Genomic DNA, 17,910 nt, shown 5'->3' with positions numbered 1-17,910 from the left:
CCACCCCGAATCGATCAGCTTCTCGCCGCCGATCACCGGGCGGCCAAAATCCAAAGCCGCATTTTTTTGGTTCTTTTTTGGGGCGGCTCAGCCAAAAAAGAACCCCGCCGGGAGGGCAGAAAAAAAAACATGGAGGAGCGATGAGCGACGGCTCTTCTTCAGACTTGCTGCAAGGGGAACACGCACACACCCGCGAAGAAGGACATGGAATGCCTTTGGGGCGGCAAGCGCCAAACAATGCCTCTCGCGCCAAAGGCGCACATCCCAAACAAAAAGCCGCCCCCTGGGCGGCCTTCCTTATCTCTTCAGGCCCGCTGCCCAAAGCGAAAGCCAGTGCAACGTCAACCTTCCCCTTCCCTTCTCTCTCTGATAAGAATCCCCACAAGGAGAATACATGGAAAAGTACAAGCTCGTCAGCATGGTCAAAGCGGCCGGTTGAGCCGCTAAGATCGCTCCAGGGGACCTGGAGACCGCACTTTCCGGACTGGGCGTCCGACCTGATGACCGCGTTCTTGCCGGGGGCCCCGGCGACAACGAGGACGCTGCCATTTTGTCTTTTCCCGCTGGCAAGGCTTTGGTGCAAACCGTTGATTTCTTTACTCCTGTGGTCAACGATCCGTATCGATTCGGACGCATTGCCGCAGCCAATTCCCTGTCCGATATCTATGCCATGGGCGGCGAACCCTGGTCGGCCATGAACATCGTCTGTTTCCCTGTGGGCAAACTCCCCATGTCGGCGCTGGCCGAAATCCTGCGCGGCGGCAAGGACGCCGTTGAGGAGGCCGGGGCAGTGCCCAGCGGCGGCCATAGCGTGGACGATGCCGAGATCAAATATGGACTGGCCGTATCCGGCGTGGTTGACCCGGATCGATTCGCCTCCAACCGGGGTGTTCGGCCGGGCGACGAGCTGGTTTTGACCAAGCCCATCGGAACCGGGGTGCTGGCTACGGCGATCAAAGGTGAAATGCCCGGTTTCGAGGCCATGGAAGATCTGCTTTTCGAGGTTTGCGGCCGTCTGAACAAGACCGGCGGCGCGGTCATTCGGGAGCTGGGATTGACCGGGGCCACGGACATCACCGGTTTCGGGCTGGGCGGCCACCTGATCGAACTGGCCGAAGCGAGCAAGTTGTGCATCGAGCTGCGCATGAACGATGTCCCGTTGCTGCCCGGAGCCATGGACATGGCATCCATGGGCATGTTGCCAGCCGGTTCCATCTGCAACCGCAATTACTACAAGCCCAAGACCCTCGCGGCCCAGGGGCTGGACCCCATCCGCTTTGATCTCATGTTCGATGCCCAGACCTCGGGCGGATTGCTGCTGGCCGTCAAACCCGCACAACTCGACCGGGCCCTGGCCATGCTCGAAGCCGCCGGGGAGACCGCCGTTCCGGTCGGACGGGCCCGGACTGTCGGAGCGGGCGAGCCCCCTCTCTCCATTCTCTAGGATTCAGCCCCTTTTCGAAGGGCATACTCTTTCATGACCCTGTCGATCTCCTGTTGCAGTTGATCGATTTCGAACGGCTTGGCGATGTACCCGTTCATACCCGCTTTGATAAACCGATCCCTGTCGTCCTTCATGGCATGGGCCGTCAGGGCGATGATAGGGATATCCAACCCCAAATCCTCTCGAATGTACCGGCCGGTCTCGACACCGTCCAATCCCGGCATATGGATATCGGTAAAAAACAGGTCAAAGGACGTTACCTTCATGATCTCTATGGCCGCCTCCCCGCTTTCCACGCACACGGGGACATGACCAAGCTTCTCCAGAATGCGCTGAACAACCATCCGATTGACCCGCTCATCCTCGGCAATCAGAATGGACAACCCCTTTTGAAAACGCCTCTGCGGTTTCACTTCTGCCTTGGCAGGCGCATCGACCTTTTTGGCGACGATAGTGAAATATATGGAGGTTCCTTCCCCCTCCATGGCGTCCACCGTGATGGAACCGCTCATGAGTTGCACCAGCCGATGCACTATGCCGAGTCCGAGTCCTGTACCCTGGTATTTTCGGGTCAGGGAACCGTCCACCTGGGAGAAGGGATCAAAGATGGAGTCCACCTTGTCGTCGGCAATCCCTATGCCCGTGTCGGCAACCTCGAAGAGAATGCGGATTTGTCCGCCAGCCATTTCCTGACGAAGAGGGAAGACTTTGACCCGGATGGCCCCTTTTTCGGTGAACTTGACTGCATTGCCCACCAGATTGAACAATATCTGCCGCAGCCGCCCCTTGTCCCCCTGGATAAAAATCGGCAGGGACTCGTCAACCTCCCAACTCATTTCGAGACCGCGCTCTTCCACTGCGTACCTGAAGGTGGACACCACCGAATCAAGCACTTCGGCCAACCCGAAAACAGTCTCCTCAAGTTCCAACTTGCCTGACTCCACCTTGGAAAGATCCAGGATGTCGTTGAGCACCTGGAGCAGGCTGCGCCCCGAATTGAGCGCCGTTTCAAGATACTCGGCCTGCGTGGGTTCAAGAGCGGAAAGTTGCAGCAATTGCAGCATACCGAGCAGTCCGTTGAGCGGCGTCCGAATCTCATGACTCATATTGGCCAGAAATTCGTTTTTGGCCAGACTGGCGGCTTCGGCCTTGGTCCTGGAACGTTCGAGTTCCGCAGCCATGTTCTTGAGTTCGGTGATGTCGGCGGCCATGTGCATATGCACCAACTTGCCCTGAAGCCACTCAATGGCCCGGTCATGATTGAGGTTCCAGCGCTTCCGCTTCTCGGAATACCGTTCCGAGACCAGGGTTCCCACCGGATTGCCCGCAGCGTCCACCAACGAAGGCTTGATGCAAAAGTCGCATGGCTCGTCCTGACCGCGTATGACGTGATGGCAGATCTCGCCTTCCTTGATGTCCCCGAACTGTTCCCGCATGTGCGCGTTCATGAACAATATTTCGTTGGTTTCAATATCGGCGACGTAGATATCCGCGCTGATGCCGTCGAGAATGGTCTCCAGCCGCTCATGGGCCTGCTTGACCTCGGTGATGTCGGCAATCATGGCAAAGGCCCCGAGACCCCGACCGTCCTCCGCCATCAAGGGCGTTGCCGAAACCAGTCCCCAGACCAAGATGCCGTCCTTGCGCACGAACCGCCGTTCGTAGCGTTCACCCATGCCGCCTATCCGGCGCACCATGCGCTCTCGGTTGTCTTCCAATTCGCTCGGTTCGATATAGTCGAGAAAACTCTGACCGATTATTTCCTCGATCTCACAACCGAGAAATTTAGCAACGATCTTGTTCGCATAGGTGATGCGCTGATCGGCATCCAACCCGAGAATACCCTCGTTGGCGGTCTCGACGATGAGCCTGTACTGCTCCTGGGTCTTTTTCCGCGCCTCTTCGGCGAACCGCGCCTCGGTAACGTCCCTGCCGTAAACCGCTATGGTGGACACTTCACTCTGATCGCATACGGGGTAAACGATCCCGTTGAGTATCCTGCCCGACCAGACCACCTGCTCGGTCATGGCCTGTCTGCTTGCAGCGACCCTGGTGAAGATGGCCTTCACCATGGACTGAAGATTTTCCGGTATGAAATCGTAGACGCTCCGCCCCATGGTGGCCTCCCTGGGCTGCCCCAGGAAATTCGCCATATTCTGGTTCATGGCCAGGACAGTGCCGTCCAGCGTGAACAGACCCACGGAGTCTTCGGTGGCATTGAGCAGGGCGAGCAGAGACTGCTCGCTGCTCCGAAGCCGCTCCTCGAACTTTTTTCTTTCGGTGATGTCGCGGGTGGACCCGACAACACCGCCCGACATGCCGTCCTCTTCATTCAGCGCCTTGGCCAGGGATTCGCCCCAGACAAGGGAACCGTCCTTGCAGAGGAACTGCAACTCCAGTCGACAGAACAGATTTCTCTCTCCATGGAGGAACCGCTCATCTATTGTCTTAAGACTCTCGCAGACACGTTGGTAGGATTCCGGGGTAACAGACTGCTCCAGTGATGTGCCCAGGAGTTCTTCGGGCTTGAACCCACGGACACGTTCGACCGAGGGGCTGACATAGGTGTACCGCTGAAACCTGTCGAGGGTCCAGATGATGTCTTCGGAATTCTCCGCCAGAAAACGATACTTTTCGAGATTGCGGTCCGCACGGTCTTCGGCCGACCGTTGATCCGTCATGTCGCGGAACACGCACCAGACACCCTGAATATCCCCCTGGTCACCCCGCTGCAGCCAGCAGTTGACCCTGACGTACAAACTCTGCCCGCCATTGTGGATGAGAATCTGCTCGAATTCGATGGAGTTTTCCCCGGACTCCATAAACGCCCCGACTCTCAGCGCCTGGGATTCGCGGGTCTCTTCAGGGGTGAAATCGAATATGGAGCTGCCCACCAGCTCATCCCAATCATAGCCGAGCATGGAACAGAATGCGGGGTTCACCTGGATGATCTTCCCGTTCCTGTCGGCATGGACAATGCCGTCGCCAAGGACATTGCACAGCCCCTGGAAACAGCCTGCATCAATGGATAACTCCTCCCGATTCGATCGGGAGTCGTCCTGGCCCCGGCTATTTGCCCGTCCTTCGGCTTGGTCAGAAGTCATGTGCTCGCTCCCAAAGGTACAACCATAATACCCTTCGCAAGGCATTTACCTTTTTTCCCCATAAACACCAATTATTATCCGTTGTGACTTGAAGCCACGACAAATGGAGGGTACCTTGAATCCCTAAAACCTCTCACCGGGGCCGAAGAAACCACAACTCACCAAAGAAGGAAGTCATGAAATCGGATCAATATATCCTGCTTGAAGATGAATTCGGTGCGCACAACTACAAGCCTCTGGACGTGGTCATCGAGCGCGGCAGCGGCATCTGGGTCTGGGACGTAAACGGCAAGAAATACATGGACTGCCTGTCCGCCTATTCAGCCGTGAATCAGGGCCACTGCAATCCGAAGATCATGGAAGCCATGGTCGAACAGGCCAAGAAACTCACCCTGACATCCCGCGCGTTCCGCAACGACCAGCTCGGACCGCTCTACAAGGAGTTGTGCGACCTGACCAACTCCCACAAGGTGCTGCCCATGAACTCCGGGGCCGAGGCCGTGGAAACCGCCATAAAGGCCGTGCGCAAATGGGGATATCAGGTCAAGAACGTTCCCGAAGACAAGGCCGAAATCATCGTCTGTCGCAACAACTTCCACGGGCGGACCATCACCATCATTTCCTTTTCCACGGACCCTGTCTCCACCACCGGATTCGGTCCCTTTACCCCGGGCTTCAAGGTCGTGGACTTCGGCGACGCAAAAGCCCTGGAAAACGCCATCAACGAAAACACCGTGGCCTTCCTGGTGGAACCGATCCAGGGCGAGGCGGGCGTCATCATCCCGCCCCGGGGATACCTCAAGGATGTGCGCCGCATCTGCGACCAGGCGGGCATCGTGCTCATCTTCGACGAGATCCAAACCGGCCTGGGCCGGACCGGCAAGATGCTGGCCGAGGAGCACGAGGGCGTGGAAGCGGACCTGACCCTCATCGGCAAGGCCCTGTCCGGCGGCTTCTACCCGGTCTCCGCCGTACTCTCCAACACCGAGGTGCTCGGCGTGCTCAAACCCGGCGAACACGGCTCCACCTTCGGCGGCAACCCGCTCGCCTGCGCCGTGGCCCGCGCCGCCCTCAAGGTGCTCAAGGACGACAACCTCATCGACAACGCCAGAGACATGGGCGCCTACTTCATGGACGGCCTGAAAAGGATCGACAACCCCAAGATCAAGGAAGTGCGCGGGCGCGGTCTGCTCATCGGCCTCGAATTCCACAAGGACGCAGGCGGCGCGCGCCAGTATTGCGAAAAGCTCAAAGAAGCGGGCCTGCTCTGCAAGGAGACCCACGAAACCATCATCCGTTTCGCCCCGCCCCTGGTCATCACCAAAGAGGATATTGATTGGGCGCTGGAACGGATCACGCCCATCCTCAGCCAATAGAACCTTCCGGCAACAGGGATGAAAGCCGCTGTAGGCGGCCTTGATAAAAACATCCACAATTTGAAACAAAGAAAACGGCGCATCATGTTTGATCATGGTGCGCCATTTTCTCCGTCTCAAAAAGCGGAGGATTCATTACCCCCCGCCAATTAGGCTGCGTCTTCTGTCCCCTGGCATCTAAAGGCTTTCGAAAGCAGGCCAGCTGTGCATTTTCTCGGGTGCAGCTGAACCGCGGGCGCAGCAACGCTACGTCGAGGATTCAGCAAACCCGAAAAATGTGCAGATGGCCTGCTCTCGGAAGCCGCCCCCCCTATTCCAATCCCATGCCCGGATGGTGCACAGGGGTGTCCATGGGGTCGACGTGGCAGACGGTGCAGTTGCCGTTGGCTCCCAGGGTTTGCGCCTCATCCATGTATTGCAGGGGCATGATGTTGTCGCGGGTCGTGGCCGGATAGATGGCGTGCGGCGAACCGTGACAGGCACCGCAATGCATGGCGTCCATGTCGTCCCTTCGAGCCGCGAACAGCTGATCCGCTCCCTCGGTCCAGGTGTTGAAGGCGGAATCCGTCTCGGGAGGGCCGAAGTCCACATGGCAGGTCAGGCAGTCCGGTTCATTGAGCCAGGGCTGCCGCGGGTTGATGGACTCCTTGTTGGTGGCCGTACGCGGGGTCAAACGGGCCATGATGCGGCCCGCACCGGGCACGCCCTGTTCCTGTTCGGACTTGAGCAGGGAAATGGCCAGGTCTTCGATCATGCCGTGGCAGTCGGTACAGGTGAAACCGATCGCTTCATGTTGACCGCGCAGACTGGACTCGGGGTGACACTTGAGACAGGAGCCTTCAGCCTCACGCCCGGCCATGTAGATGGCGTGAACGCCGTGGATGGCGGCAGACAGGTTGGGCTTGTCGTTGTTTCCTTCGACACCCTGGATAGGATCGTCGTGACAGGTGATGCACTCCACCACATCCGTGCTTTGGGCGAGCCGGGTGGAATTCATGCGATCATGCGCGGCCAGGATATTCTCGACGGTGGCGGAAGTGACCCCGGACCCGGACTGGTTCCATTCGCCGCTATGACAATTGCGGCAACCCATCTGGTCTGAAGAGGACACGACAAGTTTGGCGGTGGTCAGCACGTTGCCGTCGTTGTCCCGCGCCGTGAGGGTGACGATGGGAAGCGGATTGAATTCGCCTCCGGCATAGGGGGGGATGGACACCTTCGCCTCATACCGTCCGCCATCCTCGTTCAAGGCAAGGGTGCCGGTCAGACTCGGATCGTCCTGATCCGGCTCGATGGAGTAGGCTATTTCCACCCCTTCAAGGATTTTTTCGGGCAGGGGATCGCGCAGGACGAGCTGGGCGCGGATGGTGTTGTTCGAGGGCAGCAGCGTCCATTTGTCATTTTGCGAGAAGAAACTCATGCCCTGGGCGCACCAGGCCACCAAGGTGTATTTGGACGTGTCCGTGTCAAAGGGCGCAGGTGCCGAATCGGACATCTCCGGGGCCTCGGCCTGACTGACGGGTGCATTTCCATTCAGGGTAACGGCAATATATTGGGCCAGGATCATGCGCTCCGCATCGGTGCCGACAAAGGGCGGCATGTATTTGTTGAGCTTGCCCATGCCGGTCAAAAAGGCGTCCATGCCGCCGGTATCGTACTGGGCCGTGCGTTTGGTGATTTCGTTCATGGGACCATGGATGGAATGGCAGGAGGCGCACTCCAGCTGGAACAGGAACTCACCGGCCAGGACCCGGTTTTCCTCGGTGACGCCCCGGGCCAGTTCGGGCGGCGCCCACTTGGCCGAGGCAATGACGCCCTTCTGGTTGATGACCGGCACATGCGCCTTGAGAATGGAGGAGGAATAGATCGTATCCCAGATGAGGTACGGCTTGCGCCCGGCCTCGCGTATGAACTCGAAGGAGCCGAAAAGACCCTGTCCGGCCAGCAGGACCACCAGGGCCAGGGGAAAGGAGATGCGCCGCGGGGCCTTGATGGCCAGCAACAGGCCGCCGATCACGGTGGCGAGGCTGAAGACCCAGAAGTACTGCATGAACCCGGCCACACGGTTGGACTTGAATGCGATCATCTCGTACTGGCCTGGAGGCATGGCAGCCACGTACCACCATCCCGAGGCGATCACCGCCAGGACACCGAGCACGGTCCAGGCCGAACAGGCCCGGACGGTCAACATGCGGGTATCCGCATCCTTGATGCGCGTGGCCGTGACGAACCCGAACAGTCCGGCACAGGCAGCGGAAAAGAAGGAACGGAAAACCAGGGACGGCCAGAAGGACGGGTTGAAAAAACCGTCCCAGAAGTCCTTGGTGGTCAGCCAATCCCCGGGGGTGAGCATGAAGCCGATGATGCCGTTGATGAGAAACAGGGAAAGCCAGCCGAATCCGAAATAGAGCCAGCCCACGATGACGTGGTCGCGCCGGTTCATGGTATCCCAGGTATAGTAATAGATGATCAAGGCCACGATCTCGCCCAGGAAACAGACCCACTCAGCGGCCCAGCCGAACACGAACTGGTGGATCAGGGTCACGGTCGCCTGGGGCGCGAGCAGGGCTATGGTCAGCCAAATGGCCACGCCGGACACCGCGCCGAAGGCCATGGTCAGGAGCAGGAAGAACCGGGTGTGTTTCCTGGCGTATTCAAGCAGATGGATGTTGTTGGTCCGGTAGGCCGCCTGCTCGGTCAGGACCAGAAACAGACCGCCGCCCACGGCGAAATGAGCCACATAGACATGCACGGTGGCAATGAGGGCGATCCAGAAGCCGCCGCCCAGGGTGGTGAGTTGCCAGATGGGATATTCCATGACCTAGACCCTCCCCTGCCGTGACTTGAAGTAGAGCCTGATCATGTAGCCCATGACCAGTCCTCCCCCGATCAGAAAGCCGAGGAAGAGATAAAACGAACCGTACTGATTGGTCACGGGTATGGTTTCGATCTTGAACCACGGCGCCAGATAGAGGGTGCGCACCCAATGGCGTGTACAGACCATGAAGAATACGGTGATGACCGCCCATACAGTCGTGTGCCTGGGGTTCTGCTTGAGGCCGGACCAGAGCATGAGTCCGGCGGAGACCACGGCCGCCACGATGGTCAGGGTGGCCGGAAGGCTCCTGCCCATGAAGGCGAGAATGATATCGCTTGGCAGGGCCGCCAGGAACCAGATGCCCACACCCACGTTGACCAGGGTGGCCCGGATGAACCAGCGCATACCCAACCCCACGAACCCTTCCAGGCCGCGCACCTGGCCGAGCAGGGCCACGAACAGCCCGCCCACGGCCAACGCCCCGACCATCATGTGCAGAAAACGGGGATAGAGTACGGGGTCGGCCCAATTGAGAAAGCCCCCGCTCCCGGAAAAATATCGTGTCCAGACTTCAGGCCGGAGCATGAGCGTCATGTTGTTCGAAAACATGAAGGCAACGAAAACCAGGCCTATCAGCGAGGTGGCGAACAGGGTCGTGCGCAACCCCGTCCCCATGGTCTCGTATTTGAATTTGTAGGCATAGAATCCGTAGTAGGAATAGAGCAGCACGAACAGCACGCTGAACCACCAGCCGCCCATGAGCACGGAACTGACGTAGTCGAAGTTGCCGTAGTTGACCTGGAGAAAGAGGAGCGGGGCCACGCCCATGTTGATGGTCAGGGCAAGCAATGGCGGTAGCTTCATGCCCACCTCGCGGATGACGGAACCGTTCCCGCGCACCGAATGGACCAGACCTATGGCAGCCGACCCGAGCAGCGCGTTCATGAACAACAAATGCGCTGTAAGCGTGGTTATGAGCAGGACATCGAACCACGCCCAATGGATGGGGATAGGTTCTGCCAGGGGTATGAGCAAAGCTGGATTCACGGCGGCACTCCTTGTGGTCGGCGGAGACAATACATGACTGTAGGCGATTTGGCCGTCAGAGACAACATGCCTCCCTCTTCTGTCTGAATTCGCACCGAATGAACGATGCCATACAGATTACATTAGACATATCTATCTGTACTATAGTAGTTTTCTGTTCAACACTTGGAATAATATCAGGTCAAGGAGCTATTATGAAGATAGGATCAAAAATGACCGCTTTGGGTGTAACCCTCATCGGTACGACTGTAGCCTGTATTCTCGGCATTCTATTATGGCAAAGTTCCAAAGTAGAGGACACCCTGAAGACGCACTTCAACAAACAGGCCCAGCACGAAATGGAACTGGCCGTTGCTGATGCCAAGAACCTGCTGTCCACCCAGCACGCCACCCTGTCCAAACAGCTCGAAAACGACATGCATGTGGTTCTCGACATCGTCCGAAGAGGCGGCGGACTCCGACTCATGGACGAGACAGTGGATTGGAAGGCGGTCAATCAGATTTCCAAGGAAAGCTCGACCGTTCCCCTGAACAAAATGGCCCTCGGAGAAACCTGGCTCGGCCAGAATGCCGACCCGAACACCCCCACGCCAATGGTGGACGAGATCATGGGCATGACCGGAACCACCTGTACGGTGTTCCAGACCATGAACAGCCAGGGAGACCTCCTGCGCGTGGCCACCAACATATTGAAGACAGACGGGAAACGGGCCGTGGGCACGTATATCCCCAGCTCCTCCATAGTGGCCAAGACCATCAAATCCGGCGAAACGTTCCGGGGCACCGCCTATGTGGTCAACGCCTGGTATCTGACCCAGTATCGCCCCATCAAGGACGCGTCCGGCAAGGTGCTCGGTTGCGTCTACGTCGGCATTCTCCAGGAGGGCGTGGAACAGCTCCGACAAGGCTTCAAGGCGGTTGTCCTCGGAGACACGGGCAGCCTGACCGTCTTTGCCGGCTCGGGCGGGTCCGCCGGAGAGGTCAAGATCCACAAGGACGCCCAGCGTGAAGGCAGCAACCTGTTCGAACTCAAGGACGCGACCGGAAACGCGGTATACAAGGACCTCACCCAAGAGGCCAAGAACGCCGACGGCAAGGTCGTGACCATTGAAACCTCGATATCCGATGCAGGTTCAGGCCCCCCGAGGGAACTCATCCTGAGCGCCGTCTATTTCGAACCGTGGGACTGGGTCATTCTCGGCACGGGCTACCTGGAGGAATTCATGGTGGGCCAACGCGCGACCGCAAACGACCTCGAATCCACAAAATGGTGGACCGTGGGCATCGGCGTGATCATGCTTCTCCTCGCCGCCCTGGCGTTTTTCTTGTACGCCAGAAAAATGAGCGGCTCCATCGGCACGACCGTTGCCGTCATGGCCGAAATCAACCAGGGCAACCTCGACGTGCCGCAACTGGCTGCAAGACAGGGCCGGAACCGCGACGAGCTGGATGAACTGAGTACTGTCGTCAACGCCATGGGGCAACGACTGCGCCAGGTGGTGTCGTCGGTCCAGGAATCCGCCCAGAGCGTAACCGAGGGCAGCACCGAATTGAACGATACCTCCCGGACCCTGGCCGAAGGAGCTTCCAATCAGGCCAGCGCAGTGGAAGAAGTCTCGGCCTCCATGGAAGAAATGACGTCCAGCATCCAACAGAACACCGACAATGCCCGACAGACCGAAAAAACAGCCCGCCATTCTGCGGGAACTGCGGAACAGGGCGGCAAGGCCGTAACCCAGACCGTCGAAGCCATGCGCCAGATCGCGGACAAAATCGCCATCATCGAGGACATCGCCCGCCAGACCAACCTGCTGGCCCTGAACGCCGCCATTGAAGCGGCCCGCGCAGGCGAACACGGCAAGGGATTCGCCGTGGTGGCCGCAGAAGTACGCAAGCTGGCCGAGCGGAGCGGCGTGGCAGCGGCCGAAATCAGCGATTTATCGGCCCACAGCGTGAGCATCGCCGAAGAAGCCGGCTCCATGCTCGGCAAGATGGTCCCGGACATCACCAAAACCGCCGAACTGATACAGGAAATATCCGCAGCCAGCGACGAGCAGAATACCGGGGCCATCCAGATCAAGGACGCCATTCTCGAACTGGACCGCGTGGTGCAGCAGAATGCAGCGGAATCGGATCACGTGGCAGACGCCTCCGGAATTCTGGCCGAACACGCCCGTCAACTCCAGCAGACCATCGGCTTTTTCCACCTGGGCAACACATCGTCGATGCCCCGGGCACGGATTTCCGCAAGCCGCTCCAAGGCGAAAGCACTGCCACAGACCAAACCCAAGCCCAAGGCCAAACCCCTGCCGCAGGCCAAGCCTGCGTCAAAATCCGGGTCCGCAGGCGTTTCCCTGGACATGGACGACGACGGCGGATTCGAACGATTCTAACGAGAGGACATCCCAACATTGAGGCCCGCGCCACCCTTGGGTGGCGCGAGCCTTGTCTTTTATTGCAAAAAGGGTAGAAACTTCTCCAGAAGGAGATACCGCCATGGGCAAGATACTGCTGTTCGACGCAGGCAACACCAACACCAAGATATGTCTGGCCGACGACCAGGGGCTGCACGAGAGCTACACCCTGCCCACCCGTCCGGCCAACACCGATGACGACTGGGGCCTCAAGGTCGAGTCCATCCTCCTGCGCGAGGGAATCGCCCCTACTGACATCGAGGCCTGCGTCATTTCTTCGGTGGTGCCGCCGTTGGACCCGCTCATCTCCCGCATGGCCGACCGATACCTGGAATGCACGACCCTGTTCGCTGGCCGCGACCTGCCCATCGACATCGACAACGAATACGCCCGCCCCGAGCAGGTAGGTGCGGATATCCTGGTGGGCTGCTATTCTGCACGCATGACCTACGAAGAAAAGAACCTCATCGTCATCGACTTCGGCACGGCCACCACCTGCGCCTGCGTGCAGGACAACGCCTTCAAGGGCGGGCTGATCTGCCCCGGCGTGCTCTCATCGGCAAGCGCCCTGGCCGGGGGCACGGCAAAACTCCCAAAGGTGGACCTTGAGGTCAAGAGCGACACCCTCACATGGGGCAAAACCACTGACGAGTGCCTCAACCAAGGTTTCGTCTTCGGGTTCGCGTCCATGATCGACGGCCTGGTCAAAAAGCTCTCCGTACGGCTCAAGGATCCCTTTGTGATAGCCACCGGCGGCCTAGCCCCGACCATTTCCCAGATCTCCGAGACCATCGACGAACTGCGCCCCGACCTGGTCATGGAAGGGCTGTGGATGGCCTATTTCAATCGCTAGCTAGACCACATTGCACTCAGTTGCTGTCTATCTTTAGCGTCATAACTCGCCTTAAATAATTTGTAATAACTTGGAGACTTGACACCTTCAAAATGTTTTGTCTTGACTAAGTCGACTCCTTCTTTCAGGAACACGTCCAATGAAACACTTTTAGGGTACGGCTCACAATAAATAATCGCGCTAATACCTACTTGCATTATTTTTTTTGCGCAAAGCTCACATGGGAACGTTGTAGTGAACAATGTTGCCCCTTTGACACCGACTCCACCGAGCCTTGCCCCTTGCAAAATTGCATTTTCCTCAGCGTGCAAAGCCCTACACTGCTGCAAAGAACCTGTATTCAAACCATCTAGTGCAACTGCGCAGCAATCATTTACTACGTCAACTTTTCTTTTTCTTAGTTTACCATATTCATCTTTGTAACAGAATGAATCATCCTTATTTGGATGCGAATCGTATACTATTTGTCGAACCTTTGAATATTCACTTTCATTCGCGAGAGGGAATGAACGGTTGTTTGTTTCATCCAAATCACTAACAATTCTGTAACCACAACCGATTCTATTAATCTCAGTATCATTCCAACCTGCACCGACAATGTACTCGTCCTTAACAATTACAGCCCCAACTTTTCTCGAAATACACGTTGAGCTTAAACTAAGAGAGTATGCCAAGTGCATATTCCTCTCTTGTCTGGTAGGAGTAATGCAACTCGGATTTTTTATTAATATAAAATATTTAATCAACTTGTCATACAAGTCGACTTTTGTTTCAGTGTTTGAAAGTGAAATATCTGCTAGGTTAACACATTTCGTTATATTTTGTGCATACAACTCACCCAAATTGCTTGAGCCTTGGTCCCGTTTGTCAATTTCTATGCAATCACTTGCACTTAACCCATATCTATCCTTGGCTCGTAAATGTCGGGTCCTTTCATCACAGAACAGTGAGAATAAATAAAACTCATAGAAGCGACTCCTAAAATAATCAATTTCGGATGCATTCCTGAAACACTCAATGACATAGTAAGTTCTCGTGATCTGATTCGTCTGTATTTGCCACTTTCTATTTAACTTTATGAAATTGCATGCCGCTTGTGAAAGTGCTTGCAAATACTCTGGATTTTCAAAACCAGCAGCATCATCAAAAGGGCGACCACACTTTCGCAAATTATTACCAACGCCTTGCATAATTTGAAATAGCTCCAACTGGCGCCCTTTATAACACCGAGCAACTTCATCCTTTAACTCCCCAACCTTGGCGTGATACTCCTGAACTACACTCCACTTTTGCACATGTTTTTTTTCAACAGCCCTATGTATACTCCCCAGAACTTTCTTATCAAATCCAGCAGCCTTTGCCCAATTTGACATTATTCCACACAGTTCTGCATATCTATTTGCTATTTGTTTTTTTTTGTTTTTCCGAACTAACCAGTCCAACGCTATGGAATACATCACCACAGTCATTGATATATATACGAACTGATCCGCCTTTGTTTTTTGAGCTGCAAGAATCAAAGAACGCATCCTCAACTTCTTTTTCAAATCTCTTCGTAGTTCTTTCGTTTTGACCTTGCCCTCAGATCGAACTTGGGCAATTTTGTTATAACAATTTGTAATTGATGCATTAACCCCAGCCTTGTTATCAACAAGCCTACGTATTTCCTCAGCTATTTTAACTCTGAACAATTCAGAACTCTCAGAACAACCACTTGCAAATGCTCCCGTAAACCCAATTATTAAAAAGTCATCTCGACTCATTTGGACCTCCGATTGATATATGATTTTCCCTTTATACCCATTATGATTACATATCAAACATTTGACACTTAAAATAATAACTGCGCTCCCCGAACAGTATGTATATAGAATTGAGCATTGCAGAAAATTGATCTATTCTCTGCAAGACAAAAGCGTTTACGATTTTCACCAATCATACAAGGAGACTCCCATGAGTATCATCACCGGCGTGTGGGCACGCGAAATCCTCGATTCCCGCGGCAATCCCACTGTTGAATGCGAAGTCATTTTGGAATCCGGCGACATCGGCCGGGCAGCCGTGCCGTCAGGGGCCTCCACCGGATCGCGCGAAGCCCTGGAACTGCGCGATAAAGAGGAGCGCTACAACGGCAAGGGCGTCATGCAGGCCGTGGAGAACATCCGCGGCGAGATCGCCGGAGCCGTCATCGGCATGGATGCGGTCCGTCAGGTGAGCCTCGACAACATGCTGATCGACCTCGACGGCACCGAGAACAAGGACCGCCTGGGCGCCAACGCCCTGCTCGGCGTGTCCATGGCCGCGGCCCGCGCATCCGCCCATTTCCTGGGCCTGCCCCTCTACCAGTACCTCGGCGGGACCAACGCCAAACTGCTGCCTGTGCCGATGATGAACATCATCAACGGCGGCGAGCACGCTCCCAACAACCTGGACATCCAGGAGTTCATGATCATGCCAGTGGGGGCGGAGACCTTTGCCGAAGCCCTGCGCATGGGCGCCGAGATCTTCCACAAACTGAAAACCATCCTGGCCAAGGACGGTCACGTCACCTCGGTCGGCGATGAAGGCGGATTCGCTCCGAACCTGAAGTCCCACGAAGAAGCCTTCCAATACATCACCCGCGCCTGCGAGGCTGCCGGGTACGCGCCGGGCAAGGACATCGGTTTCGCCATTGATGCCGCCGCCAGCGAATTCTACAAGGACGGAAAATACGTCCTGGCCGGTGAAAACAAGATCCTGACCTCTGCCGAACTGGTGGACTTCTACATGGACCTGGCGTCCAAGTTCCCGCTCATTTCCATTGAAGACGGTTTTGCCGAGTCCGACTGGGACGGCTTTGCCCTCCAGACCGAAAAAATGGGCGACCACATCCAGCTCGTAGGCGACGATCTGTTCGTGACCAACCCCGACATCCTGGCCGAAGGCATCGACAGGGGCATCTGCAACTCCATCCTGATCAAGCTGAACCAGATCGGCACGGTCACCGAGACCCTGGACACCATCGAGCTGGCCAAGACCGCCGGATACACCACCGTGGTCTCCCACCGCTCCGGCGAAACCGGCGACCACTTCATCGCCGACCTGGCCGTGGCCGTGAACGCAGGCCAGATCAAGACCGGCTCCCTGTGCCGCTCGGACCGCCTGGAAAAATACAACCAGCTCCTGCGCATCGAGGAAGAGCTTGATGACGACGGCGTCTACTACGGCCCCATCTTCGGCAGCAGCTTCTTTGAAGAAGACTAGAGAACGTTCAAACAAAGGCCGCTCCAACCCGGAGCGGCCTTCTCTTTCAACACTCCCTGGGAGGCTCCATGAAAAAAGCACTGTTTTCCCTGCTGACTGTGGCATTGCTCCTCGTTGCCGCCAACGCCCTTGCCGGTGACATCCCCGACATGAAAGGAACCTGGTACTGCGAAGGCACCCTGGTGGCCGGAGTGGAAAGGGGCATCTACAGCAATCCCGAGGCAAAGAACTCGCTGGTCATTGAAAAACAGGAAGCCAGAGTCTTCCTCGGCCACAAGGAATGGACGCTCAAGGGCAAGAACTACTCTGAAAAGCTCTGCGGCGGCATTGCCCAGGACGGCGAAATCTACATCGCGGAACAGGAGGACGGCGTGATGCACGGCGACCTCAGCGCAGACGGCAAAACGCTCACCGTCATCTATGTGGAAAGCGGCCCGGACGCCAAGGTCATCGAACTCATCTACACCAAGATGAAATAGCCAACGGTCCTCGTAGATCATCCGAGGCCGGAATATGCGGGTTGCATAGTTCGGCCTTTTTCTTTAGGTAGCGGCCAACGCATTGTGAATATTTCGATTGACGGCGAATTCCGACACACCAAAAATCATCCATCTTTGAAAGCCCCGGAGGCAAATCATGATTCTTTTGGACGGCAAGGAAACAGCGGCAACCATTCGGGCTGAGATCAGGCAGGAGGTCGACGCCCTGCAGGCCAAATACGGCCGTCAACCCGGTCTGGCCGTGGTGCTGGTGGGTGAAGACCCGGCCAGCCAGGTGTACGTGCGAAACAAGGAACGCGCCTGCGAGGACTGCGGTATCCGGTCCATCCCCCACCGCCTGGAAACAGCCAGCCAGCTTGAGCTTGAAGGGCTGATCCAGGAGCTGAACCGCGATGTGAGCGTGGACGGCATCCTGGTGCAGCTTCCCCTGCCCAAGGGACTGGACTCCCAGAAAATTCTCGATCTCATCGACCCGGACAAGGATGTGGACGGCTTCCATCCGGTGAACGTGGGCAAGATGAGCCTCGGCCTGCCCGGCTTCAAACCGTGCACCCCGGCGGGCGTCATCAACCTGCTCAAACGCTACGGCCTGGACCCGGCCTGCAAAAAGGCCGTGGTCATCGGCCGCTCCAACATTGTGGGAAAACCTTTGGCCATGATGCTCTCGCAAAGCGGCCCCTGCGCCAACGCCACGGTCACCCTGTGCCACTCGCGCACCGCCGACCTCAAGGCCGAGTGCCTTGAGGCCGACTACATCTTCGCCGCCATCGGCATGCCCAACTTCGTGACCGCGGACATGGTCAAGGAAGGCGCGGTCGTGGTGGACGTGGGCATCAACCGCACCGACGAGGGCCTGGCCGGCGACTGCGATTTCGAAGGGCTCAAGGACAAGGTCCACGCCATCACCCCGGTCCCGGGCGGCGTCGGCCCCATGACCATCGCCCAGTTGATGGTCAACACCTTAGAGGCCTTCAAGATGCATGTGGGGGCATAGGTCCGCGCCATTTCCGCATATTCAAAAAAAGGGCCGGTTTTTTTCGGCCCTTTTTTGTTGCCTCCGGCGGCTGGGGGAAGGGAGAGAAAAACCCTTTGAAAAGGGTTCTTTCTCTCC

At 56.8% G+C, this 17,910-nt stretch carries 12 protein-coding genes; 8 read left to right on the top strand and 4 right to left on the bottom strand.

From position 1 onward, the window contains the following. Together DWB63_RS17445 and selD are read left to right on the top strand one after the other, a co-directional pair. A partial coding sequence (locus tag DWB63_RS17445; protein ID WP_206613191.1) for a hypothetical protein occupies nt 1-370 on the top strand: 370 nt, incomplete at its 5' end. A 24-nt stretch (nt 371-394) separates the two neighbouring features. After that, complete coding sequence (gene selD, locus DWB63_RS16950; protein ID WP_128330055.1) at nt 395-1,444, top strand: selenide, water dikinase SelD; 1,050 nt, start codon at nt 395-397, stop codon at nt 1,442-1,444. Here the strand turns inward: selD and DWB63_RS16945 are convergent. Then, nucleotides 1,441-4,548, bottom strand: a complete 3,108-nt coding sequence (locus DWB63_RS16945) for a PAS domain S-box protein (protein ID WP_164879940.1) — start codon at nt 4,546-4,548, stop codon at nt 1,441-1,443. The genes selD and DWB63_RS16945 overlap by 4 nt on opposite strands. A 176-nt stretch (nt 4,549-4,724) precedes the next feature. Between DWB63_RS16945 and rocD the strand changes: the two genes are divergently transcribed. Continuing rightward, nucleotides 4,725-5,924, top strand: a complete 1,200-nt coding sequence (gene rocD, locus DWB63_RS16940; protein WP_128330053.1) for an ornithine--oxo-acid transaminase — start codon at nt 4,725-4,727, stop codon at nt 5,922-5,924. Between the two features lie 310 nt (nt 5,925-6,234). On the opposite strand, the gene DWB63_RS16935 is transcribed toward rocD, so the two are convergent. Beyond that, complete coding sequence (locus DWB63_RS16935; RefSeq protein WP_128330052.1) at nt 6,235-8,742, bottom strand: cytochrome ubiquinol oxidase subunit I; 2,508 nt, start codon at nt 8,740-8,742, stop codon at nt 6,235-6,237. 3 nt (nt 8,743-8,745) lie between these two features. After that, nucleotides 8,746-9,789: a hypothetical protein gene (locus DWB63_RS16930; protein ID WP_128330051.1), complete on the bottom strand. Its 1,044-nt coding sequence runs from the start codon at nt 9,787-9,789 to the stop codon at nt 8,746-8,748. Nucleotides 9,790-9,983: 194 nt separating this feature from the next. Between DWB63_RS16930 and DWB63_RS16925 the strand changes: the two genes are divergently transcribed. Both DWB63_RS16925 and DWB63_RS16920 read left to right on the top strand, forming a co-directional pair. Then, nucleotides 9,984-12,182, top strand: a complete 2,199-nt coding sequence (locus DWB63_RS16925) for a methyl-accepting chemotaxis protein (protein ID WP_128330050.1) — start codon at nt 9,984-9,986, stop codon at nt 12,180-12,182. A 103-nt stretch (nt 12,183-12,285) separates the two neighbouring features. Next, a complete protein-coding gene (locus DWB63_RS16920; RefSeq protein ID WP_128330049.1) occupies nt 12,286-13,056 on the top strand; it encodes a type III pantothenate kinase in 771 nt (256 codons plus the stop codon). On the opposite strand, the gene DWB63_RS16915 is transcribed toward DWB63_RS16920, so the two are convergent. Continuing rightward, nucleotides 13,053-14,819, bottom strand: a complete 1,767-nt coding sequence (locus tag DWB63_RS16915; RefSeq protein ID WP_128330048.1) for a deaminase — start codon at nt 14,817-14,819, stop codon at nt 13,053-13,055. The genes DWB63_RS16920 and DWB63_RS16915 overlap by 4 nt on opposite strands. Before the next feature lie 190 nt (nt 14,820-15,009). Between DWB63_RS16915 and eno the strand changes: the two genes are divergently transcribed. From eno to folD, 3 genes are all read left to right on the top strand, one after another. Next, nucleotides 15,010-16,299 carry a phosphopyruvate hydratase gene (gene eno, locus DWB63_RS16910; RefSeq protein WP_128330047.1) on the top strand — a complete coding sequence of 430 codons (1,290 nt, stop codon included), beginning with the start codon at nt 15,010-15,012 and terminating at the stop codon, nt 16,297-16,299. A 68-nt stretch (nt 16,300-16,367) separates the two neighbouring features. Then, entirely contained in the window at nt 16,368-16,778 is a 411-nt protein-coding gene (locus DWB63_RS16905; RefSeq protein ID WP_128330046.1) for a hypothetical protein, read from the top strand. Nucleotides 16,779-16,935: 157 nt separating this feature from the next. Next, on the top strand, nt 16,936-17,793 hold the full coding sequence (folD, locus tag DWB63_RS16900; RefSeq protein WP_128330045.1) for a bifunctional methylenetetrahydrofolate dehydrogenase/methenyltetrahydrofolate cyclohydrolase FolD: 858 nt from the start codon (nt 16,936-16,938) through the stop codon (nt 17,791-17,793). The last annotated feature ends 117 nt before the right edge of the window (nt 17,794-17,910 follow it).

The organism is Pseudodesulfovibrio sp. S3 (assembly GCF_004025585.1).
Taxonomy (GTDB): Bacteria; Desulfobacterota; Desulfovibrionia; order Desulfovibrionales; family Desulfovibrionaceae; genus Pseudodesulfovibrio.
The sequence above is the reverse complement of the archived record's forward strand: the minus strand, read 5'-3'. Positions and strand labels throughout refer to the sequence as shown.

What these genes read in the sequence shown, in the direction of transcription:
- DWB63_RS16945 (WP_164879940.1), bottom strand. Translation starts at nt 4,548, where the DNA reads ATGACTTCTGACCAAGCCGAAGGACGGGCAAATAGCCGGGGCCAGGAC.
- rocD (WP_128330053.1), top strand. Translation starts at nt 4,725, where the DNA reads ATGAAATCGGATCAATATATCCTGCTTGAAGATGAATTCGGTGCGCAC.
- DWB63_RS16935 (WP_128330052.1), bottom strand. Translation starts at nt 8,742, where the DNA reads ATGGAATATCCCATCTGGCAACTCACCACCCTGGGCGGCGGCTTCTGG.
- DWB63_RS16925 (WP_128330050.1), top strand. Translation starts at nt 9,984, where the DNA reads ATGAAGATAGGATCAAAAATGACCGCTTTGGGTGTAACCCTCATCGGT.
- DWB63_RS16920 (WP_128330049.1), top strand. Translation starts at nt 12,286, where the DNA reads ATGGGCAAGATACTGCTGTTCGACGCAGGCAACACCAACACCAAGATA.
- DWB63_RS16915 (WP_128330048.1), bottom strand. Translation starts at nt 14,819, where the DNA reads ATGAGTCGAGATGACTTTTTAATAATTGGGTTTACGGGAGCATTTGCA.
- eno (WP_128330047.1), top strand. Translation starts at nt 15,010, where the DNA reads ATGAGTATCATCACCGGCGTGTGGGCACGCGAAATCCTCGATTCCCGC.
- DWB63_RS16905 (WP_128330046.1), top strand. Translation starts at nt 16,368, where the DNA reads ATGAAAAAAGCACTGTTTTCCCTGCTGACTGTGGCATTGCTCCTCGTT.
- folD (WP_128330045.1), top strand. Translation starts at nt 16,936, where the DNA reads ATGATTCTTTTGGACGGCAAGGAAACAGCGGCAACCATTCGGGCTGAG.